Source organism: Clostridium sp. MB05, assembly GCF_046581255.1.
Lineage (GTDB): Bacteria > Bacillota > Clostridia > Clostridiales > Clostridiaceae > Clostridium.
On record NZ_CP174370.1, the window covers coordinates 3,089,807 to 3,114,633 of the forward strand.

General features: G+C 28.3%; 20 protein-coding genes and 1 other annotated feature. Of the genes, 3 read left to right on the plus strand and 17 right to left on the minus strand.

Annotation, left to right across the window (positions count from 1 at the left end; genetic code table 11):
• Positions 1-122: 122 nt before the first annotated feature.
• The 8 genes from ACH36K_RS14470 to ACH36K_RS14505 all read right to left on the minus strand — a co-directional run bounded on the left by ACH36K_RS14470 (position 123) and on the right by ACH36K_RS14505 (position 9,625).
• A complete protein-coding gene (locus tag ACH36K_RS14470) occupies positions 123-869 on the minus strand; it encodes a YoaK family protein (RefSeq protein ID WP_411170711.1) in 747 nt (248 codons plus the stop codon).
• Between the two features lie 91 nt (positions 870-960).
• A complete protein-coding gene (locus ACH36K_RS14475; RefSeq protein WP_411168316.1) occupies positions 961-2,331 on the minus strand; it encodes an MATE family efflux transporter in 1,371 nt (456 codons plus the stop codon).
• A 226-nt stretch (positions 2,332-2,557) separates the two neighbouring features.
• Positions 2,558-4,270, minus strand: a complete 1,713-nt coding sequence (locus ACH36K_RS14480) for a methyl-accepting chemotaxis protein (protein ID WP_411168317.1) — start codon at positions 4,268-4,270, stop codon at positions 2,558-2,560.
• A gap of 286 nt (positions 4,271-4,556) precedes the next feature.
• On the minus strand, positions 4,557-5,981 hold the full coding sequence (locus ACH36K_RS14485; protein ID WP_411168318.1) for a 6-phospho-beta-glucosidase: 1,425 nt from the start codon (positions 5,979-5,981) through the stop codon (positions 4,557-4,559).
• Positions 5,982-6,464: 483 nt separating this feature from the next.
• Complete coding sequence (locus ACH36K_RS14490) at positions 6,465-7,193, minus strand: ABC transporter ATP-binding protein (protein ID WP_411168319.1); 729 nt, start codon at positions 7,191-7,193, stop codon at positions 6,465-6,467.
• A 17-nt stretch (positions 7,194-7,210) separates the two neighbouring features.
• Positions 7,211-8,116: a glycine betaine ABC transporter substrate-binding protein gene (locus ACH36K_RS14495; protein ID WP_411168320.1), complete on the minus strand. Its 906-nt coding sequence runs from the start codon at positions 8,114-8,116 to the stop codon at positions 7,211-7,213.
• Positions 8,116-8,757: an ABC transporter permease gene (locus ACH36K_RS14500; RefSeq protein ID WP_411168321.1), complete on the minus strand. Its 642-nt coding sequence runs from the start codon at positions 8,755-8,757 to the stop codon at positions 8,116-8,118. The genes ACH36K_RS14495 and ACH36K_RS14500 overlap by 1 nt, the downstream gene beginning before the upstream one ends.
• A gap of 166 nt (positions 8,758-8,923) precedes the next feature.
• Positions 8,924-9,625 carry a DNA alkylation repair protein gene (locus tag ACH36K_RS14505; RefSeq protein ID WP_411168322.1) on the minus strand — a complete coding sequence of 234 codons (702 nt, stop codon included), beginning with the start codon at positions 9,623-9,625 and terminating at the stop codon, positions 8,924-8,926.
• Between the two features lie 158 nt (positions 9,626-9,783).
• Here ACH36K_RS14505 and dusA point away from each other — a divergent pair, with 158 nt between their 5' ends.
• Positions 9,784-10,833 (plus strand): tRNA dihydrouridine(20/20a) synthase DusA, encoded by a 1,050-nt coding sequence (dusA, locus tag ACH36K_RS14510; protein ID WP_411168323.1) that lies wholly within the window; start codon positions 9,784-9,786, stop codon positions 10,831-10,833.
• 26 nt (positions 10,834-10,859) lie between these two features.
• On the opposite strand, the gene ACH36K_RS14515 is transcribed toward dusA, so the two are convergent.
• Entirely contained in the window at positions 10,860-11,222 is a 363-nt protein-coding gene (locus ACH36K_RS14515; RefSeq protein ID WP_411168324.1) for a winged helix-turn-helix transcriptional regulator, read from the minus strand.
• A gap of 126 nt (positions 11,223-11,348) precedes the next feature.
• Between ACH36K_RS14515 and ACH36K_RS14520 the strand changes: the two genes are divergently transcribed.
• The gene (locus tag ACH36K_RS14520) at positions 11,349-11,861 is read left to right on the plus strand and encodes a flavin reductase (RefSeq protein WP_411168325.1); all 513 of its coding nucleotides are present in this window, start codon (positions 11,349-11,351) and stop codon (positions 11,859-11,861) included.
• Positions 11,862-11,972: 111 nt separating this feature from the next.
• Here ACH36K_RS14520 and ACH36K_RS14525 read toward each other — a convergent pair whose 3' ends face one another.
• Together ACH36K_RS14525 and ACH36K_RS14530 are read right to left on the minus strand one after the other, a co-directional pair.
• Positions 11,973-12,578 carry a YczE/YyaS/YitT family protein gene (locus ACH36K_RS14525; RefSeq protein WP_411168326.1) on the minus strand — a complete coding sequence of 202 codons (606 nt, stop codon included), beginning with the start codon at positions 12,576-12,578 and terminating at the stop codon, positions 11,973-11,975.
• A gap of 93 nt (positions 12,579-12,671) precedes the next feature.
• A complete protein-coding gene (locus tag ACH36K_RS14530) occupies positions 12,672-13,862 on the minus strand; it encodes a phosphopentomutase (protein ID WP_411168327.1) in 1,191 nt (396 codons plus the stop codon).
• A gap of 362 nt (positions 13,863-14,224) precedes the next feature.
• Between ACH36K_RS14530 and ACH36K_RS14535 the strand changes: the two genes are divergently transcribed.
• Positions 14,225-14,959: a GntR family transcriptional regulator gene (locus ACH36K_RS14535; protein WP_411168328.1), complete on the plus strand. Its 735-nt coding sequence runs from the start codon at positions 14,225-14,227 to the stop codon at positions 14,957-14,959.
• Between the two features lie 66 nt (positions 14,960-15,025).
• Here ACH36K_RS14535 and ACH36K_RS14540 read toward each other — a convergent pair whose 3' ends face one another.
• The 6 genes from ACH36K_RS14540 to ACH36K_RS14565 all read right to left on the minus strand — a co-directional run bounded on the left by ACH36K_RS14540 (position 15,026) and on the right by ACH36K_RS14565 (position 24,419).
• Entirely contained in the window at positions 15,026-15,637 is a 612-nt protein-coding gene (locus ACH36K_RS14540; protein WP_411168329.1) for a cyclase family protein, read from the minus strand.
• Between the two features lie 245 nt (positions 15,638-15,882).
• On the minus strand, positions 15,883-16,335 hold the full coding sequence (locus ACH36K_RS14545; protein WP_411170712.1) for a GNAT family N-acetyltransferase: 453 nt from the start codon (positions 16,333-16,335) through the stop codon (positions 15,883-15,885).
• Between the two features lie 460 nt (positions 16,336-16,795).
• On the minus strand, positions 16,796-17,026 hold the full coding sequence (tlp, locus tag ACH36K_RS14550) for a small acid-soluble spore protein Tlp (protein ID WP_411168330.1): 231 nt from the start codon (positions 17,024-17,026) through the stop codon (positions 16,796-16,798).
• Between the two features lie 238 nt (positions 17,027-17,264).
• Positions 17,265-18,611: a branched-chain amino acid transport system II carrier protein gene (gene brnQ / locus ACH36K_RS14555; protein ID WP_411168331.1), complete on the minus strand. Its 1,347-nt coding sequence runs from the start codon at positions 18,609-18,611 to the stop codon at positions 17,265-17,267.
• 110 nt (positions 18,612-18,721) lie between these two features.
• Positions 18,722-18,980 (minus strand) — a binding site (T-box leader).
• Positions 18,981-19,099: 119 nt separating this feature from the next.
• Positions 19,100-19,441 carry a zinc ribbon domain-containing protein YjdM gene (locus ACH36K_RS14560; protein WP_322545785.1) on the minus strand — a complete coding sequence of 114 codons (342 nt, stop codon included), beginning with the start codon at positions 19,439-19,441 and terminating at the stop codon, positions 19,100-19,102.
• A gap of 352 nt (positions 19,442-19,793) precedes the next feature.
• Positions 19,794-24,419, minus strand: coding sequence for a phosphodiester glycosidase family protein (locus ACH36K_RS14565; protein ID WP_411168332.1), 4,626 nt, complete (start codon positions 24,417-24,419; stop codon positions 19,794-19,796).
• Positions 24,420-24,827: the final 408 nt, after the last annotated feature.

Consider the following 24,827-nt stretch of genomic DNA (forward strand, 5'->3'; position numbering starts at 1 on the left):
TATTTCAACTTTTAATTATTTGTAATGGCATATATAGTTTTAAAAAATATATAGTTTAGAAATTCAATTAAAATAATAACGTAGATAAAATTTCAATGAAAAAAGGTATTATTTCGCATAAATTAGTGCGAAATAATACCTTTTTCCATAAATCTATATTCATCTATACTAAATAAAATATTTGATACTATTAATATTAAAGAACAAATCCATATTGACTTTACTCCTAGCCTTGTAGTTAAAATCCCACCTAAGGATGCACCAAATAAAAATGAAAATATTACTATTATATATCTAAAAGACCTTGAAGATGCACTTTTATCTTTTTTAATTATAGCTATATAAGCTGATTGAGAAGCAACTCTTAAATTTCCTGTACACATAGTTGTGCTATAAGGAGAATCTACTAGCCTTCTAAATGATGATATTTGTACTGATGAAACAAATGCTATTGTAGTTGTTACAAATATATGTGGTGTAGTAGTTGGTATAAATCCAACTATAAAAAGTACAACTGCTTCAATAATTAAAATAAACTTTTCGGCCTTTGTGGATTCCTCATAATTATTTATAGATTTTTCTCTTATTATTTCAGTCACTAAAACTCCAGCCACAAATGCTAAAATTGGCAGTGCTGCCATGAATACATCTTTATAGTTTCTCTTAGTGATTCCAAGTGCAACTAGTACTATATTACCGGTCTCAGCATTTGCAAATACTCCACCTCTACATATAAATGTGTACGCATCTAAAAATCCACCTACTGCTGCAAGAAGTATTCCTAATCTTAATGATTCAGATGTTTTTTTATGACTTGGTATTCTTCTTCTTATTTTATATATGATGTTTTTAGTAATAACTTCTTTTATATGCAATTAAAAGCCCCCTTTAGTTCTACTACTATTTGCTACAATAAAATTATAACTCTTATAATTATTAAATAAAGTTTATTTTTAATTCCTATGCTCCAACTATATTTTTAACCCATTTCTTTTGCTTATATCTTCTAAATCCTAGAATAAATTTATAAATTTCCTCTAATGTTATCATTGCATAAACATAATATATAGGTAGTCCTAAAATTATTCCCCCTAAGAAAGCAAGTGGTATTCCAACACACCATACTCCTGTAATATCTAAAAGAAGTGATGCCTTTGTATCTCCGCCGCTTCTAAGTACACCTACAATGTTAATTAAATTAAACATTCTAAATGGCAAATAACATATAAATACATTTAAACATTTAGTTATATTAGAAGCCACATTATCTGGAACAGAAAATAATCTAATTAGAGGAGTTCTTATCATAAAACATATAATCCCCATAAATAAAGTTAACATCATTTGCAATACAAAAAAGTTTTTAGCATGTTTTTCTGCTTCTTTTAGTTTATTAGCGCCAAGTTCATTACCTAAAATAACTGCAGTAGCTGTGCTTAAGCCTTGGAATATAACAATACATATTTGTTCAACATTTTGAGTTATTGTTATTGAAGCAACTGCTTCGTCTCCCATTCTTCCATAAACTAATGAGTACATAGTAACTCCGAGACCCCACATAAACTCATTAGCTATAACAGGTGATACAGTAACAAAATACTTCTTGATAAATTCCTTATCAAAATTAACAAGTTCCTTTAATTTGGCAGCTGCTGGTCCTTTGCTTATATACACAATTGATAATATTGATATACATTCAACTAATCTAGCAATAACTGTAGCAATGGCTGCACCTTCTACTCCAAGCTTTGGTGCTCCAAAATTACCAAATATAAGTGCATAATTTAATATGACATTAACGCCAATAGAAATTATACTTATAAAAACAGGCGCCTTAACTTTATTAGTTGCTCTTAAAAGCGATATATAACAATTTGTAATTGCAGTTAGGGGATAACTTAAAGCTACTATAGCTAAATAAGCTGCTCCGACCTTTATTGTGCCTTCACTTGGAGTAAAAATCCTAATAACAGCTTTAGGTATAAATAATCCTGCTAACATAAAAATAATTGCTCCTAAAAGCCCTATGATAAGTGATATCCCTAAAACTCTTCTAATATTTTTTATATCCTTTTTTCCCCAATACTGAGCAGTCAATATTGAAGATCCGCTAACAATACCAAATAACAATAAAGTAAAAACAAAAAACACTTTGTTTGCAAGACCAACTGCTGCTATAGTACTTTGACCTAAAGTCCCAATCATCATTGTATCTACAAGATTTAAAGTTGTATTAAGAAGAGCTTGAACAGCTATTGGAATTCCAATAGCTATGGTCTTCCTTAAAAACTTTTTATCATTAAATAAATCATTTAAATATGTCATTACCATTTAATCCATCCTCCCGCCAATAATTTATTTTTTCATTATAAAAAGCGTACCCTTAGGTACACTTTTATAAAGATTAAATACATTTATATTCTTAGCATAGATTGTATATTTAAAATTTAAATATACAATCTAAGTTTATTAAACTCATAAAAATCTATTTAACAATTCTTCATATTAAATCTATATTATACAATTATATCACACTTTAATTTACATATAATATAATTTAAACCTTAAATTTTAAAATCATTTCATTAAGATCCTGTGCAAGCTCTGCTTGTCCTTGAGCTACATTTGCAACTTGTTCCATTGCCTTAGTTGACTCATTTACACTTCCATATATTCCATCTAAGTTTTCTGATGATTTTTGTGATATCTCTGCCATGTTTTGAACTGCTTCACTAACTTGATTTATTGTTGCTGAAATTTCTTCAGTCATTGAAGCTAATTCTTCAGATATATTGCTTACAAAGTTTCCATCATTCTCATATTCTTCTCCAATTTCTACGAAAGTTTCAAATTGTGGACTAATATTTTCATTCATAAATCTTAATAACTTATTACTATTTTCTGATAAGTTATTAAAAGCTTCATGTACCTTGTCTATAGTAGCCTTAACATTTTTTACAGCAACAGAGGATTGTTCTGCTAGTACTCTTACTTCGTCTGCAACCACCGCGAAGCCTTTTCCTTGTTCTCCTGCCCTTGCTGCCTCTATAGCTGCATTAAGTGCAAGTAAATTTGTTTGGCCTGCTATATTTTCAATAGAATCTGCCATAATCTTAATATCATTAACAACTTTTCCTTGTTCTATATTCTTTAGAACATCTTTTTCTATTTCAATGTAAATTTCGTTTGTATTTTCTTTTGCAATTTTACTATCCTTTTTAACTTTAGTGGCTCTATTTTTTATTTCAATTGCATTATTACTTCCATCAACTGATTTACTTGATAATATAGAAACACTTGAATCGACTTCTTGTACTGATGCAGATATCTCCTCTGCAGTAGCACTACTTTCCTGTGCTGCTGAATTAATTTCCTTTGTTAAGTCATTTATAATTTCAAGCTTTGAAGTCATCTCTTCAACTGTTGCTGATAACTCTTCACTTGAAGCACTCATATCTTGAGAGCTATTCATTATTCCCTTTATCATTAAGCTAATATTTTCTTGTGCTTTATTTAAACTTTGTCCTATTTCACCAAACTCATCATTATTCTCTATTACCATAGAAGTTGATAGATCATAATTAGATAGCCTATTAGATAATTCTTTTATAATATTTAAAGATTTTTTTATTGTTTTTTGAATTGTAATTCCCAATATACTTGATATTATAATTAAGAAGATAAGAATAACTACAATTAATTTAATTGCGTTATGAAAAGTAGAATTACTATCATTTATAGATTCTAATGCCCACTCGTCGTTTAATTTAAGTAATTTATCTAATTCGCTTCTCATATCATTTCTTGTATTTATGACATCAGATACCCTACTTGCAGCTTCATCATTTTTTTTATTTTTAGCTAATTCTATGTAATCTAATCTAACTTCTCTATACACATTTAACTTTTCCTGAAATTGATTAAAAATTTCCCTTTCAGTATCGTCATCAATAGTAGTTTCATAAATAGCAATTTGATCATTAACTTCTTTCGATAATTTGTCATTTTCTTCAGATAATTTTTTTATTTCATTTTCATCTTTAGAATTTATTATTAATTCAGTGTTCTTAAAAATGTTTAATTGATCTTTATCTATTTTACTAATTGAATTCATCGCCTTAATAGTATTATAGTATAAATACTGAGCTGATTTATTAATTTCATTCATGTTTCTTATACCTATAATTCCAATAGTTACTGTTGAAAAAATAGTAACTAAAAAATAGATTACTAATCGTGTAGATAATTTTAGGTTTTTATAAAATTTCATTGGTTTTCCTCCTAATTCTTTAACTCATTTGTTTATGTCTACTATTTAATATCGATATTATAATTGTAAAGTTTAAAAACTTCTACTTAATTATGATAAATATGTAAAATAGATAAACTAACTAATAAATTTTAAAAATAGTAGTAAATTTACTACTATTTTTTTTGAAATTTAATTATTATACTCCTCTACTTTCCAAATCGTAATGGGCTATATCAAAATAAATTTGATATAGCCCATTATTATATCTATTATCTACATTAGTTTTTTAACCTTATTCTAATAACTAAATCTCTTCTCCATTTGAAGCAATAACTTTTTTGTACCAATCAAAGCTCTTTTTCTTACTTCTCTTTAAGCTTCCATTCCCATCATTATCACGATCTACATAAATAAATCCATAACGCTTCTTCATTTCCCCAGTTCCTGCACTTACTAAGTCAATGCATCCCCAAGTTGTGTATCCAAGTAAGTCAACTCCATCAAGCTCAACTGCATCTTTCATAGCTTTTATATGCTCTCTTAAATAAGCAATTCTATAGTCATCTTCAACATATCCATTTTCGTCTGGCATATCTACTGCACCAAGTCCATTTTCTACAATGAATAATGGCTTTTGATATCTATCATATAATGAATTTAAAGTTATTCTAAGTCCAAGTGGATCAATTTGCCATCCCCATTCACTTTCCTCTAAATTAGGATTCTTAAGTGAAGCAAATATATTTCCTGCTGTTAACTTGTTAACCTCAGGATCTGAGCTTGCACATCTTGAAGAATAGTAAGAAAATGATATGAAATCTACAGTATATTTCTTTAATATTTCTGCATCTTCATCTTCCATCTTAATATTAATACCTTTTCTCTCTAATTCCCTTAACGCATATGATGGATAAGCTCCTCTTGATTGAACATCTATAAAGAAATAGTTTTCTCTATTTTTATTCATAGCTTCAAAAACATCACCTGGTTTACAAGTATATGGATATGTGTCTCCAGCAGCTAACATACAACCAACCATATTGTTTGGATCAACTTCATGAGCAATCTTTGTAGCTAAAGCACTTGCAACTAATTCATGATGAGCTGCTTGATACTTAACTTCCTCTTTATTTTCCCCTTCTTCAAAGCATATACCAGCTCCCATAAATGGTGCATGAAGTATCATATTAATTTCATTAAATGTTAGCCAATACTTAACAAGTCCTTTATATCTATTGAAAATAACTTTGCAAAGACGTTCATAGAATTCTATCATCTTTCTATTTCTCCATGCACCATACTTTTCAACTAAGTTCATTGGACAGTCAAAATGGGTAATTGTAACTAACGGCTCAATACCATACTTATGACACTCTTTAAATAAATCTTCATAGAACTTAAGACCTTCTTCATTTGGAGTTTCATCATCTCCATTTGGGAAAATCCTGCTCCAAGCAATTGAACATCTATAAGTTTTAAATCCCATTTCTCCAAGTAATCTTATATCTTCTTTATAGTTATGATACATATCTATAGCTTCTTTTGCTGGATAGAAATGCTCATCATCAAAATCAAACATCTTCATCTCTCCAGCTATAATAGGAAATCTATCTTTGCCTATTGGTACTAAGTCAACATTTGCAAGACCTCTTCCCCCTTGATTATATCCGCCTTCACATTGGTTTGCAGCAGTAGCTCCACCCCATAAAAAATCTTCTCTAAATCCCATTTTTCATCTTCCTTTCTTATTTGTAATAACTCGTTATTACATTTTTATAATCTTTTAATTAATAACTGTTAATAATCCACTATTTTGCTTAACTTATTTTTTCTGTTTCTATAAAATCAAGATACTCTGAACTATTTGTAATTATGGCGGGATTATATGAAAATACTAATGTATTTTTAAAAACTCTTATTAATAAAAAAGACCCATTTACATGCAAAATAGTCCCAACCTAAAAGTTGATTATTTTACATGTAAATAGGTCTAGCTTGTAAGTAAACAATCACCATCCAATTTACTATAGCTTTATTATAGGATACTATCTTATTATTGTCAACGCTTTCACCTTTAGATTTAAGGGCTGTTAATTTTTAATATTTCTAAAGAAATTTTCCTAGATGTCTTTGTATCAATACTTTTATTCTACTCTTTTACTACAAAAGTACTACAGATTATAAGACTCTATAGTACTTTTATAGTATTTACCTAAGCTCCAATCAAATCTCTTACAAATTGTGTCTTAGGACTATTTTTTATCTTATCAGGAGTTCCAATTTGAATTATTTCTCCATCATCCATAACTATTACCTTAGTTCCAAGCTTTAAAGCCTCTTTAATATCATGAGTTACAAACACAATTGTCATATTAAATTCCTTATGAATTTTTAATATCTCTTCTTGAAGAGATTTTCTTGTAATTTCATCTACTGCACCAAAGGGTTCATCCATAAGAAGTATATCTGGGTATGCAGCTAAAGCTCTTGCAATTCCTATCCTTTGCCTTTGTCCCCCTGAAAGTTCACCAGGGTATCTTTTTAATACTTCCTCTTCCATTCCAACTGTTTTTATTAATTTCTTTACTCTTTCCTCTATTTTAATTTTATTAGTTTTAGTTAAATTTAATACATAGCTTATATTTTTAGCTATATTCATATGTGGAAATAAACCAACTCCTTGAATAACATATCCAATGTTTCTTCTTAAATTTATTTGATTTAAATTTGATATATTTTTCCCATCAACATAAACTTCTCCTTTATTTGGAAGGATCAATCCATTAATTAATTTTAAAACAGTAGTTTTTCCACATCCTGAAGTTCCTATAATAGTTATAAATTCTCCTTTTTGTATTTGTAAATTGAAATTATCTAATATTATATTTTCTCCATAACTTTTAGAAACGCCTTTAAATTCAATCATTATATCTTTTACCATAGCTAATCCCTCTTGTTTTATTTTAATAATCCCTTACTTGTTAAAAACTCCTTTGCCACTTCTCTTTCATCTTTTTTATTTGTTTCTACTTCATAATTCAACTTTGCTATTTCACTATCATTTATAATATTTTTCATCTTCATTAAAACTTCTTCAAGTTCTTTATATTTCTCTAATGTATCATTACGTACTACAGTTCCACAATAATATGTTTGATAAAAATTCTTATCATCTTTAAGCACTACTACATCTGAATTAGATAATTGACCATCTGTAGTAAAAACATTCATCACGTCTATATCTTCTGAGTTTATAGCTTTATATTTTAAACCTATGTCCATATCTGATGCAGATTTAAATTTTAAATCATAGGTTCTACACAGTGCATTATAACCATCGTCTCTTTCATAAAAATCATATTCCGCTCCAAAATTTAATTCAGATGCATGATCTTTTAAATCTGAATATGTTTTTATATTATATTTTTCAGCGATATCTTTTCTAATAACAAGGCCATAGGTATTATTAAACCCATATAATCCAACCCATTTTAACTTATATTCATTGTCATATTTTTCAGATAATTCCTTATACAAAGTTTCATCATCTGGTATTCCCTCCTCTTTTAGTACAAAACTCCATCCTGTTCCTGTATATTCTGGATATAAATCAAAATCCCCTTTAAGTAATGCTGGATGAATATTACTTGTTCCACCTCCAACACCCTTAGTTATTTCTACTTTCAAATCTGTATTTTCTTCAATAAGTAAGGATATCATTTCACCTAATATTAGCTGTTCTGTCATTGGCTTTGTTGCAATTTTAATAGTTCCATTCCCTTTAGATTTAGAGCACCCAGCAAGACTTACTAGAATTATGGATATAACTATAAATGAAACTTTTTTCAAATATCTTTTAGCCATTATTCTAACCTCCATTTTCTTTTAATTATTTTTTCAATAGTCCCTATTATAAAATCTATAAATAAGGCTAAAACTGCAATAAGTAAGCTTCCTGCAATTGTCATAGTTGAGTTATTTGTTGTTATCCCCCTATAAATTGCAACTCCAAGGCCTCCTGCTCCAATAAAGGATGATATTCCTCCTAATGCAATAGTCATTACAACCATATTTCTAAATCCAGACAACACTACTGGAGTAGCCAGTGGCAGTTTAACTTTATAAAGTATTTGAATCTTAGTGCTTCCCATACCTTTAGCTGATTCTATAATTGATGAATCTATATTATTTATTCCTGTATAAGTATTTCTCACCATTGGAAGTAATGCATATACTGAAAGTGCTATTATAGCTGTGGTGTTTCCTATTCCTGAAAATGGTATTAAAAATCCAAGAAATGATATAGATGGTATTGTATAAACAAAATTAGTTATTGCTATTACAAAAGATGATGTTTTTTTATACTCACTTATGAATACTCCAAGAGCTAGTCCCACTGTTGCTGCTATGATAATTGAAATGCCTGAAATCTTTAGATGCTCTAAAGTAAGCTTTAAAAAGAAATCACTTCTTTCAATATACAACTTAACTAAGTCTTCAATCATAAATTTCCTCCATTTATTTAGTAAATTTTTTTTATAATCATTATATTTTTATTATTCTTAGAAACTTTCCTCTCATTTTTATATGATAAAAATATAAAATATATTACTAATTAAGTTAGTATACAGAAAAAGGAGCTATAGTTTCAGTAGCCCCTTTTAAATTACATTAACATATACATCCTTTTCTCTTTTTTCCCACTCTACCCATACTTATTATTTTTTCTATACTATCCTTGGCAATAGGTACTTTACAGCTAGTTTTTCCCATATCTACTTCAACTTTTCCTATATTAATAGCAACTTCTAGCGCCTTAGTATTCAATTCTTTTATATAAGCTCCAACACTAATTACAAATCCATTCATAATGTATTTAACTCTATTTTTCTGATTATATATATTTTTAGATATATATTCTAAAAGTTCCTCTATTTCATTTAAATTAATTTCATTACTAATTGATATATAATTACTGTATGTACTCCATCCACAAGTAGCTATCATCTCATTCTCTGAATTTATCCATTCTTTTGCAAGCTCTACTGCAAATTTACTTTCCGCTGCCACCCTAGCCACTGTATACTCTGAAGTAGCATAACAATTAGATTTTTTGACCCAATCTTCTAATAGATCCTTAGTAGTATTCTTTGGATTTATAGATAGTCCCGCTAAATACATAACATCGTAATTTCCTGTATTATAAAGTTCCTTAACTAAATCATCGTCATTTTTTATATATTTAACTAACTTTTTCATGTCTGTTATTTTAACACCAAATAAAGGCTCACAAATTCCATGATTCATTAATGTTTTTTTAGTTTGCTCTGTTCCAAGCTCTTCAAGCTTCTTCATCACTTCATTTAATTTCATATGTTTTCTCCTATAAAATAGTTTTTACTACTATCATCTTAATTTATATTATTATCTTATATTTTATCATATTTTACTTTTATTACATTGCTATTTTATTAATTCTATATGCTATAATAATAAAAACTATAGTAGTTAACTTATAAGAAAGGAAACAAATGATGGAAAAATATATTTCAAATATAAAAACTCCTAAGATAAGTATTGCTCCAATGGTAGATAAATCCCATAGGCATTTTAGATATTTTTCTAGACTTATAACTAAAGATGCCCTACTTTATACAGAAATGGCTACAGCACAATCAATAATAAAAGGCGATAGAGATAAGATTCTTTACTTTAGAAAAGAAGAAGGTCCTGTTGCTCTTCAAATAGCAGCTTCTAATCCTGAAGATGCTTATAAGGCAGTTAAATTAGCTGATGATTATAATTATAGTGAAATTAACTTAAATTGTGGTTGCCCATCAGATAGAGTTTCAGGCAACTTAATGGGGGCTGCTTTAATGTCATCTAAAGAGTTAGTTTATGAAATACTTTCCGCAATGAAAGAAGCAACAAATAAGCCTATTACTATAAAACATAGAATAGGAATAGATGGAACAGGTGTAATAGATGACCCTAAGTCTAAAACAATAATGGATGGATATGAAGATTTATTAGAATTTTTAGATACCGTATCTAAAGCAAAACCTGATAGATACACTATTCATGCACGTTCTGCTATATTAAAAGGACTAAGTCCAAAGGATAATAGAGAAATACCACCTCTTGATTATAATATGGTTTATAGATTAAAAAGAGAATTTGATTATTTAAATATAGAAATTAACGGTGGATTTAAAACATTAGATTCAATTAAAGCTGCTCTTACTATAGTAGATGGAGTAATGATAGGAAGAGCTTCCTATGAAGATTGTTATCTTTTAGCTAACTTCCATAAACTTTATGAAGATAATCAAAACATAAAAACTATTTCAAGGGGAGAAATTATAAAAGCTTATACTCCATATATTTTAGAAGAACTTGAGAAAGGTAGTAGTGTTCATGCTTTAATTGCTCCACTTCAAAGTTTATTTCAAGGTCAAAAAGGAAGTAAAAAATATAAGCAGCTATTATCTTCTTCTAATGTAAAAAAAGAAAATATAGCAGAAATACTTAATAATATTCTTGAAATAATGCCTCAATCAATTTTATGGGAAAATAATTAAAGTATCTTATTAGATGAGAGTGGATTTTATATCATACTCTCTTTTTTATTTATTTGATTTGAAGATCTACTTTTAAAATTTTCTCCTCCCCAATGGCACATTTCATTTAGAATTGGCATAAGAGACCATCCTCTTTCTGATAAGAAGTATTCTACTTTAGGAGGAATTTGACTATACTCTTTACGTATTATTATATTGTCATTTTCAAGTTCCTTTAATTGACTACTTAGCATCTTATGTGTAATACCTTTAATGGACTTCTTTAGCTCTCCATATCTCATAACTTCGCATTTAGATAGCCAAAACATTATAACCATTTTCCATTTGCCACCAATTATAGATAATGTATATTCAAAAGGTTCTGTGTTAACTTCTATTTTTTTATCCATTTCATTACTCTCCTTTTGGTAAGTATCTTACTTTAAAGTGCATACTATTTTTTTTACTATATCTATATAATAATGTATATAGACAATATTTTCAAAATAAAATAAGTCACTAAGGGGGAACATATTATGAATACTATTAAAGAAATTAGACCTGAAGATTTAAATGAAAGTGCATTTCAATTAATAGGTAATGACTGGATGCTTATTACAGCTGAAAAGGAAGGTAAAGTTAATACAATGACTGCTTCCTGGGGTAGTTTTGGCATTATGTGGGGGAAAAACGTTGTTTCTATAGTTCTAAGACCTCAACGCTTTACTAAAGAGTTTATAGATGCTTCTTCTACATTTTCACTTACATTCTTTGATAATAGCTTTAGAAAAGATCTAAACTACTTAGGAACTGTATCTGGACGAGATGAAGATAAGCTTTCTAAAACTAATTTAACAGTAAGCTACTTAGAGGACACGCCTTACTTTGAAGAAGCTAAACTGACTATTATATGTAAGAAGTTATATGCTCAAAATCTTGAACCTGAGTGTTTTATAGAAAAAGAACTAGATAAAAAATGGTATCCTCAAAAAGACTATCATACTCTTTATATAGCTGAAGTTGAAAAAATATTTATAAAAGAAGAGTAGATAAAAAACAAACTATTACTATAAAAGTTTAATATAGTAATAGTTTGTTTTTATATAAAATGTGTTTAATATCTATCGGATTTATCTCTAAAAATATTATTTTTACTTAAATTAATATTCATTTATTAATCTTAATTTTTCTATTCTTCCAAGAGATTTCATAGTTTCTTGAATTATATATCCCATTATCATTAAAGCTATTATTGGTCCAATACTAAGCTTAGCCCCTAATAGAATTCCTATAACTAAAAATGATAAATCAAACATATATCTTACATATACTAATTTAATATTAAACTTATTAACTAAAGCTAAAACTAAAGCCTCATAAGGTCCTCTTCCAAAATTAGCATAAGTATATACTCCTAGTCCCACCCCTAAACAAATTAAACCAATTAAAAGTAACGCTATATTAACAGCCATATTATTACTTCTAAATCCATGAGCAATAAAGTAATCTGTTGCTACACCAACTATAAAAGGATTTACTATTGTACCGATATTTATTTGACTACGATCCATTACTAATACAATAGCTAACATAATAGCTGAGGTCAACATTGATGCTTGACCTAAAGTTATATTCAACACCTGTGATATTCCAGTCCATAATAAGGTAATTGGATCTACTCCTAAACCTGAATTTACTGCAATTGATACACCAAGACTTACTAATATAGAACCTAAAACAACCATTAACAATTTAAATCCCTTCATAGGTATACTCTCCTTTGATTTATCTTTTGTAAAATTGATTTAAAAGCATTATTTAGGTAACGAATGAAACTAATCTATTTAATTTTATTTAATCTAATTTAATTTTTGTAAAACGGATTCTCCAATAGTATTTTGTGGCATTTTCACTTCAAAGTTTTCTGCTATTGTAGCTCCTATTGAAGCAAAACTATTACATACATCTAATACCCCATTACCTTTCATTGAAGGTGAGTAAGCTAAAAATGGTACGTATTCTCTTGTATGATCTGTTCCAGTATATGTTGGATCATTTCCGTGATCTGCAGTAATAATTAATAAATCATCTTCTCTAAGCTTGTTTAATAAATTGTCTAACTTAACATCAAAATTTTCTAACTCTTTAGCATAACCTTGTGGGTTTCTTCTGTGTCCCCATAATGAATCAAAATCAACTAAATTCACAAAGCATAATCCTTCAAAGTCTTTATCCATAATTTCTAATGTTTGCTCCATACCATGTACTGAGCTTTTTGACTTATTTGATTCTGTTATTCCTTCACCATCAAAAATATCATTAATTTTTCCTACAGAAATAACATCATAATTATTATCTTTTAATACATTTAATACTGTTTTTCCAAATGGCTTTAATGCATAATCATGTCTGTTACTAGTTCTTTTAAATTCGCCCTTTTTCTCTCCAACATATGGTCTTGCAATTATTCTACCAACCTTCCATTCATCCTTTAAGGTTATTTCTCTTGCAATTTCACAACATCTATATAATTCATCTAATCCAAAAGTTTCTTCATGTCCACATATTTGTAATACTGAGTCTGCTGAAGTATATACAATCATATCTCCAGTTTTCATTTGATGTTCTCCAAACTCGTCTAAAATCTCTGTACCACTAGCACTTTTATTTCCAACTATATTGTGGCCTGTTCTTTTAGTTAATTCCTCTAATAATTCTTGAGGGAATCCTGTATCAGTAAATGTTTGAAATGGCTTTGTAATATGCAGCCCAACCATCTCCCAATGGCCTGTCATAGTATCTTTACCTGTACTTGCTTCCTTCATTTTCATTTGATATCCTAATGGTTTTTCTTGTTTTTGTAAATGCTTTATTGGACGTAAATTTGCAATTCCTAATTTTTCAAGGTTAGGAATATTGAAGGATTCTACTGATTCTGCAATATGTCCAATAGTATCAACATTTACATCTCCATACTTCTTTGCGTCCTCCATTTCTCCAACACCTAATGAGTCTATTACAACTGTAAAAATTCTTTTATATTTTTTCATGTTATTACTCCTTTCAAATGTGACTTCATTTAATACTATAAGTTAATAATATTATTTTATATTAGTATTTGTTTTAATTAAATTAATTAATCTGAAACTTTTAATTAACTAAATTATACCATACTAGAATGTATAATACACCATCAAACTTGTCTATTAACTTGTCTATTTTCTATATATTTATAATACTACATCCTACACATTCCGGTCAACGTTTTCATATTGAAATTTCTTGTGATTTTATTGAAATTTCTTGCGGTTTTATTAGATAAATTTGATAAACTATTCTATAATTATATTATAATAAATATCAATTCAAACTTGTATTAAACTTGTTTATTTATATAGAAAGAGGTTACATTATGAATAAAATCAATATTATTGAAAAATCAAAAAAATTAAGATATGTTGAAGTCTATAATAAATTATTTAAGATGATAAATGAGGGAACCTTTCCTGATAATTGTAGACTACCTTCTGAGCCTGATTTAGCAAAAGATTTAGGGGTCAGTAGAACAACCCTGCGTCAATCATTATCATTATTACAAGATGATGGGTTAATAAAAAATATTCGTGGAAAAGGAAATTTTATTATTAAAAATCAAAAAAATGAAAGTGTTGGACTTGAGAAAGTAGGACATATTGTATACAAATCTTTAGAAGATAAAATAGATTATGTAGAAATGGATTTTCATATAGAGCCTCCATCTGATTATTTTATAAAGGTTTTAGGTAGAAAGCCTGTTGCAGCAGTAAATATTGATAGATGGTATATGTCTAATGGAAACGCTCTTGCATACACCTATACAGTTATACCTATTGAAACTATCTCCGCCTTTAACATAGATTTAAATAATAATGATGAGTTTCTTAAATTTATAGAAAATGATATTTATACTCAATGTAGCCATAGCTCTATAGATATTAAATTTTCATCCTCAGGTAAGTTTGCAACTAAAAAATATTCTATTTCATCTGAAAAGCAATATTATTTAATTGAAGAATCTATATATAAAAATAGTGAACATCCAATTGCTTTTAATAAGCATTATTTACCTTTATTAAATACATCAATTAAAATTCATACATCAAAATAAATCTATACAATAATTAATGAACTATCATTACAAAACAAAGCAATGTAATGATAGTTCATTTTTTGTCTAAAAATCAACTAATATTCTAGCTGGTAATCCATCAATTCCTTCTATTTTCATCGGTAAACAATACACTTTAAATCCTTCTTCTGGTATTTTATCAAGATTAGCTAAATTTTCTATAGTATAAGACTTATGCTTTCCTAAGTATACATCTATTAATCCGTGATTTCTTCCTCTTCCTAATCCTAAAGCATCTATTCCTACCATATTTACTTTTTTATCTACTAAGTATTCTATTACCTCCATAGATATTTCAGGATGATTATTATATTTATCTTCATCTTCAAAATACTTATCATAGTTAGTTTGAAAAAATACATATACTCCTTCTTTCACAAGAGAAAGATCTAGATCTATTAATTTAATTTCTCTATCTGTTATACTAGAAACATCAAATTTTATCCCTTCTGATATTAACCTTTCATTTTCAATAAAAACATCTACTCCCATTACATCTATATGAGTTCCCATATTATGTGTATCACATGAAAATGATATTGTTTTATACTCACTACCACTTTTTGAATATCTTTTAACAGTTTCGACTTTTAAAGGTTCTGATCCATCTCTATAAACTCTTCCTATTTTTGTTGTTTGTGTAATATCAACTATCATATATACCTCTCCTTTAGTTAATTATTATAAAATAAATATTAATAAAAAATCATACTTTTCATTATTATCTTAATTTTACCATAAAAATAAAGTCAAGAATATTTATGTTATATTCTTGACTTTATAATAACTATCTTTGTAATACTGAAAATTTAGCATCATTTATAAATATGCTATTTATTAAATCATCAGCCGCTAATTTTAAAGTTCCTTAGAAATATTCTAAAGAACTAAAAACATATATATTAAAAGCATTTTGCCATTTTTATTATTCTTTCACCTAAAAGTACTTTATCAAATACTTTATCATAATCTAGCTTTTCATAGAATTTACTTACATTTTCATTTTTAGCTAGTAACGATATTCCATCATAATCTTCTTTTTTAGCAACTTGTTCTGCATATTTCATTAGCATTTTTCCTATTCCAAGGCCTCTTGCTTTTTCATCTGTAGCTATGTTTGAAATATATAGATTTCCTCTTCTGCACTCTCTAAATAGCATGTATTTTATTCTAGTAACTATATAATAGAATTTTTCGCTAAAACCTTCCATTTTCTTAAGTTGCTTAAAGTCAGTTTTTATACTTAATCTATCTAGTTCATCATAAGGTATTAGTATCATAGCACCTAATATTTTTTCATCCACTTCAGCCACTGTTATATACTCTGTGCTATATCTTGAACCTTTTGTTTTTATTAAAGTTTTTAAGTTATCTAAACTTTCCTGTTTAGATTCTCCCCCTCAAACATAATCAGGGTGAACTTCTGTGCAATAAATAAGATTAGCTATTGCATCAACATCTTGATATGTTCCTTTTCTAATTTTTATATTATTCTTTTCCATATTTATTACCTCCCATACAGAAATTTTATTAACTGTATGCTTTTATTATATAGAAATAATATATTTTTTTCATTGCTATTTATACTGTATTAATAGTACTAATGTGCTTAAGTTAGTTTTGCTATACATTTATAAAACGTATAAAGATACTGTAAAAGCTGTACCTATATAACTAAAGCTTAAAATCTTATATCTTACAAGAAGTTCTAAGTTAATATAAATTTTTAAGGAACCTTTATGGTACAGCTTTTACTACTATAACTATTATCTAATAATCTGATGAATAATGCTATTTTTAAGAATTTTTATTTAATTATAAACCTTCTTTAACCTCATTAGCTATTGCTTCATCTTTAATTTCCTTACGAAGACCTTTTAGAGATTTTTCTCTTCTTTCATTTCTTTCTTCTAAATTTTCCCTAGTTTTAGAATCATCTGTTTTTTCAATCATTTCATTAGCTAACTCAATATTTCTTATTGTATTGCTAATATTATGTTGAATTCTATCTACATTATCTCTTCTATCATCTGGGTTGTGCTTCATTTTAATTCCTCCTTACATAATTAAATTTCATTAATATTTTGTTCAATGTCCATCTATTTATTCGCAGTTAGTCTACTAAAACTTTTAGCAAATATTTAATTATTTATATACTTTTACTTAATTAAGAAATTTAAAAGAGCCCTAAAAGGCTCTTAAATTTTTTATAATTTTCTTCAAAGCGAAAAATCTCCTTAGATATATTTATTCTATAGCTAAAGAGATTTTTCTATAATATATATTAAATACTTCTTTCCTCACTTAAAACTTTGTTTCTCTTAAAAGCATCTTGTGCAAGCTTAATAGTTAGTCCTAACCCCATTCCTATTAATGCTGGAACAAACCATGCTAAACCTTCACTATAAAAAGGTAGTTCACTAACAAGTCCTGTAACAAAACTTAATTTTATCCCAACTTGTCCTAATGCATCAATTACACTTACAGTTCCAGTAAATAATATAGTTAGTCCATAAACTGTATGACTTTCTTTAAAGACAACATCTAACATTGAAAGTACTATAAGCATTATTGATATTGGATAAATAGCATTTAATACAGGTACTGATACAATAAGAATTTTTGTTAATCCCATATTAGCAAGAAGCATACTAGAAATAGTCAATATTCTAACCCAATTTTTATATGATATTTTATTACTTAATGTTGCAAAATATTGACTACATGAAGTTATAAGTCCAACACAAGTTGTTAAACACGCTAAAGTAAATATGAGAGCTAATAATAAAGCACCTGGCTTTCCAAATATATAAGTTGTAACATTGGTTAAAGTTTGTGCCCCATTTTCAGCCATTGCGAATCTACCTCCACTAGCTGCCCCTAAATGTGCTAGTAAAGCATATATAACTGCTAATAAAATCCCCGCAATTACTCCTGCCTTTATTGATGAAGATACTACTAATTTTTCATCAGTAACTCCTTTTGATTTTATTGCTAATGCAATAACTATACCAAAATTTAAAGCTGCTATTGTATCCATAGTTAAATATCCATCTAAAAACCCTTTAATGAAGGAAGATGTAGCATATTCTCCTGTAGCAGCTCCATAACCTCCTAAAGGCTTAAAGAAAGAACCAACTACCATAACTAAAATTAAAAGTAGCAAAGCAGGAGTTAATACCTTTCCCATACGATCTACTAATTTATTTGGTGATAAAGAAAGCCAATATGCCACTATAAAAAATACTAATGTATATAATAATAAAGCTACGGTATTTGATATACTACTTGGTAAATATGGTGCTACCGCCATTTCAAAGGGTAAGCTTCCTGCTCTTGGAATCCCTAAGCAAGGTCCTATTGATAAATATATTAATATAGTAAATATAGTTGCAAATACAGGATTTACTCTTTTAGCTAAGTTAGTTAAACCTCCTGATTTAGCAACGGCAACTACTCCAAGCACTGGAAAGCCTACTGCTGTTATAAAAAATGAGCTCATAACTATCCATGTTTTTTCACCTGCTGCTTGACCTACAAATGGAGGGAATATTAAGTTTCCAGCCCCAAAAAATAAAGAAAAAAGCATAAGTCCTATAAGTAATAAATCTTTTCTTGATAAATTTTTCATATTAAATTTCCTCCTAATTAATAGTTTACTTTCATTTTTTAATTAATAATCTCACCTTCGATATCCATATAAAGCCCCCTTTTAAAAATAAAAAAACCGTCCCTTGAAAAACAAGGGACGGAATTATCCGCGTTACCACCCTAATTCTATAAATTAAACTTATATAAATAAGTCCTTTATAGCTCTTAGTTACGTATCTATCAATACGCTTATCTTTTAACGGTGAAAGACTCCGGCAATACTTACTAAAAATTCAGCACTGCTTCTCAGAGATGATATTCAGTTAAATCTTGAACATTGGCTTTCAGCAAAACACCAACTCTCTGTTGAACAAAATAATAACCTACTTTTTCTCTTCATAGAATTTATTTTATTTTCCATTTATTTCTTAATATACTATACCTGTTTATATTTCATGTCAATACTTTTATTAATAAAATTTTAACATTTATTTTTAGATATTTTATTGAATTAGTTAATTACATCTTTTATATCTTCTTAACAAACTCTGATTTTAGTTTCATAGCACCAAAACCATCAATCTTACAGTCAATATTATGATCTCCATCAACTAAACGTATATTTTTTACTTTTGTACCTTGTTTTAATGGTGCTGAGCTTCCTTTTACTTTAAGATCTTTAATTATTGTTACAGAATCCCCATCATTTAAAATATTTCCATTTGAATCTTTTGCAATATTTTTATCTTCACTATTTTCATTTCCTGAATCTAAAGTCCACTCATAAGCGCATTCTGGACAAATTAAAAGGCTTCCATCTTCATAAGTGTATTCTGAACTACATTTTGGACAATTTGGTAAATCAGCCATATTTTCATTTCCTCCATTCATTGTTAATAATTCTAATTATAAGAATTACTTTAAATTTTTTTGCAATTTTATAATAATACAATTAATATCTTAAAATTTGCAAAAAAATATATAAGGAATTCCTTATATGGTTATATACTATCATAGTCCCTTTATATTGACAAATACTTTACTAATAGTACCAATTATAATTTATTACACTTGTTTTTATCAGAATAACTACAGCTACAACTACATTTATTCTCTTTTAAATACTATTGGAATCAAAAAAGACTGTAAGAAGAATTTCTTCCTACAGTCTACAACTCAAATTTATAATATAATAATTGAATTAAAATGAGAAAAGTAATTTTTATATTATATCCTTCTTAACCTTCTTACTTAAAGAGGCTCCTAACACTACTAATATTACAGCTATTATAACTAATGTATTTGAGCTATATGGTGTTCCTGTTTGAACCAACTCTCCTTTTCCTAATTCTCCTTCTGAGTTATTTGTATTATTCTCTATCGATTCATTATTATTTCCATTATTGTTATTATTGTTATTATTGTTTTCATTACCGTTATTATTATTTTCATTACCATTGTTCCCGTTATTATTTTCCCCATTGCCAGAACCATTTTCTTCTGACTTTGAAATTGTGAAATTAACTGTTTTAGTAGATTTATTTCCAAATTTATCAGTTGCAACTACAGTAAGTTCATATTTACCCTCTTTAGATATTTCTTCTCCATTATATACTTCTCCGTTTAAAGTCATTGATACTTCTGCTTCTTCATCAACAGATACTTGAATTTTAACCTTAGAGTCGGTATATACTTTATTATCCTCTACACCATTTATAGTTATTTCAGGAGCTTTTTTATCTAAACTAAAATCATCTATTATTGTTCCATCAGCTTTCTTTGCTACTATTCTAGCTTCACCATTGTTAAATTCTAAAGTAGTGTATATTCCTGTGTTTTCATCGTTATACACTTCAAAGCTTCCATCGTTAACAGCTTGATAATGTTTTTGCCCTGTTGTACCACCAACTATATATATTGCTCCTTCATTATCTTCTACCCCATTTTTTAACTTCTTTGTTCTTCCATAAGCATGATCATGTCCTGAGAATACTAAGTCTATTCCTAGCTCATCCACTACTGGAGGTAACATTTCTTTAATCAAAGCATTTCCCCCATCTGGGTTAGTATAATATGGTGGCTGATGTGTTAATAAAACTTTTAGCTTTTTATCTGAATTTTTAACATCTTCTTTTAGCCACTCTAATTCTTTCTTTAAGAGTTCCTTGTCTGATGTAAAACTAATTACACTAAAATGAACATCATTATAATCCACCGAATATACACCACCAATATTCTCATCTACTCCATTAGTTGGGTTATTAAATATTGCTTTTCCTTTATCTCCATTAGGATCCCCCATATATTCATGGTTTCCTAAAAGATGTATTGTATCAATTGAATTAATATTACTGTACTTTTGGAAAAGTGATGTTACCCAGTCCCATTGTTGAAATATTGATGAATCGTCAATAAAGTCTCCTAAATGTATCATTGCATCCGCATCACTATGCTCTGTTTCAAGAACATTAAGGATTTTATCTAATTCTGATAAACCTTGTTCTGATGGTGATTGAGTATCGCCAAGAATAATAAACTTCATATTTTCTTTATCTTCTAATGTAGTAAACTCCATAAATCCGGACCAATTCTTGCCATCACCAACTCTACACATATAGGTTGTACCTGGCTCAAGTCCTGTTATTTTTGCTGTATTTGATCTTACTATACCATTTAAATCAATATTGCTATTACCAGCAAAAGTAAGATTTTTATATTCACCTTCAACTTCTTTTGTATTTATTTTATTGAATAACCCTTTAGAATTATATTTAGACTTTAATATATATTCAACCACTACTTTATCTTCTGATGTTAAGGGATTTGACATCCATGAAATTGATTTTTCTGTTTTTGCATCTTCACTAGTTCCAAATAATATATTTGATGGATTTTTATCTTTTAATGGTGCATAAGATTGTGTTTTTATCTTTGTAGAGCTTAAGCCATCCTTTTCAGCATATATAGAAATTTTCTTAACAACATCTGTCAGTTCACTACTTTCAACTATACCTTCAACATTAGTTTTTCCTAAATCAACTTTAGTTCCATCTTCTTTTTCCATTACTAAATTTGCATCTTTTACTGCATTTCCATCTGTATCTGCAACCTTAATAATACCTGGTTTTCCTACTAATATTTCTTCTATAAATATATTAAAAGGACTAATTACTGGTATGCTTGTTATCTTAGAAGATGATGTTCCTACAAAATTATTATCCTTTTCTGTAACATATTCTATTGTGGAATTAATAACTTCAAAACTTACATCTGAAGGAATTTGAACTGTATTGGATATATTTACTTTTATATCTGCTATTATATCTTCCTTATTTATCATTGATATATTTTCACAATATAGTTCTAATTCTCCAGTATCTTTATTATATTTCCAGCCTCCATTTTGTGTTAAGCTTGAGAAATTAACTTCTTCTACAGGAAACTTATTATCTATCTTAATTTTTGTATTTAGCTTCTTTATATCCTTCCCCCAATTTGATTTTAAAACCAAATTAAGACTTCCACCTAATACTGCCTTATTGTCTTTAGCTTCAATAATAATCTTTGGTGAATTTGTATTTACAGTAAAATATTCTGTTTTTGTAGTTTCATTTCCAAAATTATCTTGAGCTATTACATCTACTCTATGAGTACCATCTGCCCACTTATATCCTGATAAAGAAACTGTTCCATCCTTATCATAAGAAAAATGTCCTTCTTTTTCTGTATAATCAATCCCATCAACTTTTACTCTTACTCTATCCCAATTAATACCGCTCTTATATTGATCATTTTCATAATCATATAGCTTAGCTGTAATATTAACAGCATTATTAGTATAATCTTTATTTGCTATATTAATTGACTCTATTACTGGTGAATATAAATCATCCACTTTATTTCCGTACACAGCTCTAATGTTATCTACATAAATTGTTCCCTTTGTCATAGGTCCTTCTCCTGGAAGTCCAGACTTTAATGACATCAATCTTATTGCTTGAGTAGAATGTATAGAAAATGGTCCTATATATGTCTCTGGTATTTCAGCCTCTATATACTTCCAACCCTCCCAATCTATCCCTGGCCTTTGATCTACTAAATCTATAGTTTTACTTTTACCATCACCAGCTATTAAGTTCATTCTTAGCCAATAGCCATTAGCTTCTTTTGTAGCATGAACCCACATTCCAATAGACTTTGGACTACCTTGAATTTCAATATTTTTTCCTGGACCTGCATAAACTCCAAGAGTAGTTCCTGTTTGTGCATTAGTAAAATCATAATTTAGTTTTAATGAATGAGTATCAAATCTTGTAGGTTCATTTGGATATGTTGTTAGTCCAAGTGAAGCACTTTCCCCACGATTAGCTGTAGACGTTTTCCACTCACCTAAACCTTTTTCAAAATCCTCTAACATTATTGGCAATTGTCCTACAGTGACATTTATACTGGCAGATAAATTTGTTCCTTTTAATATAGCTTTAATTTCACCTGAAGAATTCTTGTCTGATGAGTGTAGTACACCATCTTTATCTACAGTACCCATTCCTTCTGGAATTTCCCAAATTATATCATCTTCATCACATTTAACATTTCTTTTATTAAATAAAGTATTTAACCCCAGATTCTTACTTTGATTTTTATCAATACTTAGTTCTTTACTATAAAAGCAAATTTCATCTGGTTTAGATATTTCAAAATTTGTTTCTCCTACTACGTTTCCATTATAGTTTAATAATATTTTAGCTTGTCCCTCTTTTCCAGTTGATGTAAATAAGCCTGTAGCAGAATCTACCTCCCCAAAGGAATTATCAGAAACCTTCCATGATAACCCTTCTTGTGGTAATGTTGCTGAAGTCCCAGCAAAATCCATTCCCTTAGCAGTAAATTGTATAGTAGAATTTGGAGTAAAGCTCTTTTCATTTGGTTCAATATAAGCTGAATTAAACTCATGTGTTACAGCTTCTTTAGATACTATCATCCACGAGTTAGCAACACTTCTTTCTGAATTATCAGATGGTCTATTTTTAACATCTAAAGTATCTGTTCCTGGTATTCTAGATAAATGCGTTGTTGAACCTCCACCATCTAAATTAAGTGCTTCAACAGCTCCCATAGAAATCATCAATTCTGCCAAATCTTTCATTGATGCTCCTGCTGAATATGGTTCTTGTCTTCCATCCAGAGTTAAGAAGAATACGTTTCCATTAGATTTTATACCTACTGCTGTTCTAGGCTCCTTATTTGCTCCAGTATCAGTAGTTTCAAAAACCTGTCCATTTTTGACTAAAATAGCATTTCCACCTAGAGCTTCTTCTAGATTTCCTTTTACTTCATTAAATTTATTACTATCTCCAATTACTGGGGTTCCATCTTTTAATATTCCGAAAAATTTCCATCCAGGTGCTTGTTCTTTAATTACAACTCCATCCTTTACAAAAATCCCAACAGGCTCTCCTGTTGCCATATTATAAAAGTCAGCATTTACTCCTGCAACTACTTGCTCTCCCTTTGCTAGAAGAGCCTCTGCTTGTTTTCTTACCGGTTGTAAACCATATGCACTTTCATCATTCGGAGTTGCTGCTTCTATACTCACATTTTTATTATTTATATCTACTTCTATTATAAAGCTTTCAACTCTTTTACCAGTTATATCTTCAAAGGTATACCCCTTTTCAGTTACTCCTGGTGCCAACTTTACACTATAATTATTTATTGGCTTAGAAATTGCTGGTGATGATATTCCAAAATCACCTAATGCTTTTACACTAGTTGGTGGTATAAAGTTAATTAAAACAGAAAGAGAAACTAATAAACTAGCAATTCTCATTTTTATTTTTTTGTTCATAAAACATCCCCCTATAAAAATATTTATTAATCTATTTCAAAACTCTATATAATTAACGATATAGAGCTTTAAATACTTTTAAATACATCATTTTCATCACTCAATGTGGAATACATTAATTAAATATAAAATAAATCATCTAAAAAAAGAGAATAACTTATATTTTACGATACTATTTTGAACTTAACAGATAATTAAATATATGCTAAATTATTGCTAGTTTTTTTGAAAATTTATATAAATTGAAACTTATTTTAAATTTCTTTGATATATTATATTTTTAAAAATTTCCGTTTTTGTATTTCATAATTTTATTTTTTTAATGAAATGTAATTACATATATTAGTTTATCATATACTGTTCTCATTTGTAAATATTTTCCACAGTTTTTTACCTAAAAATTATTTC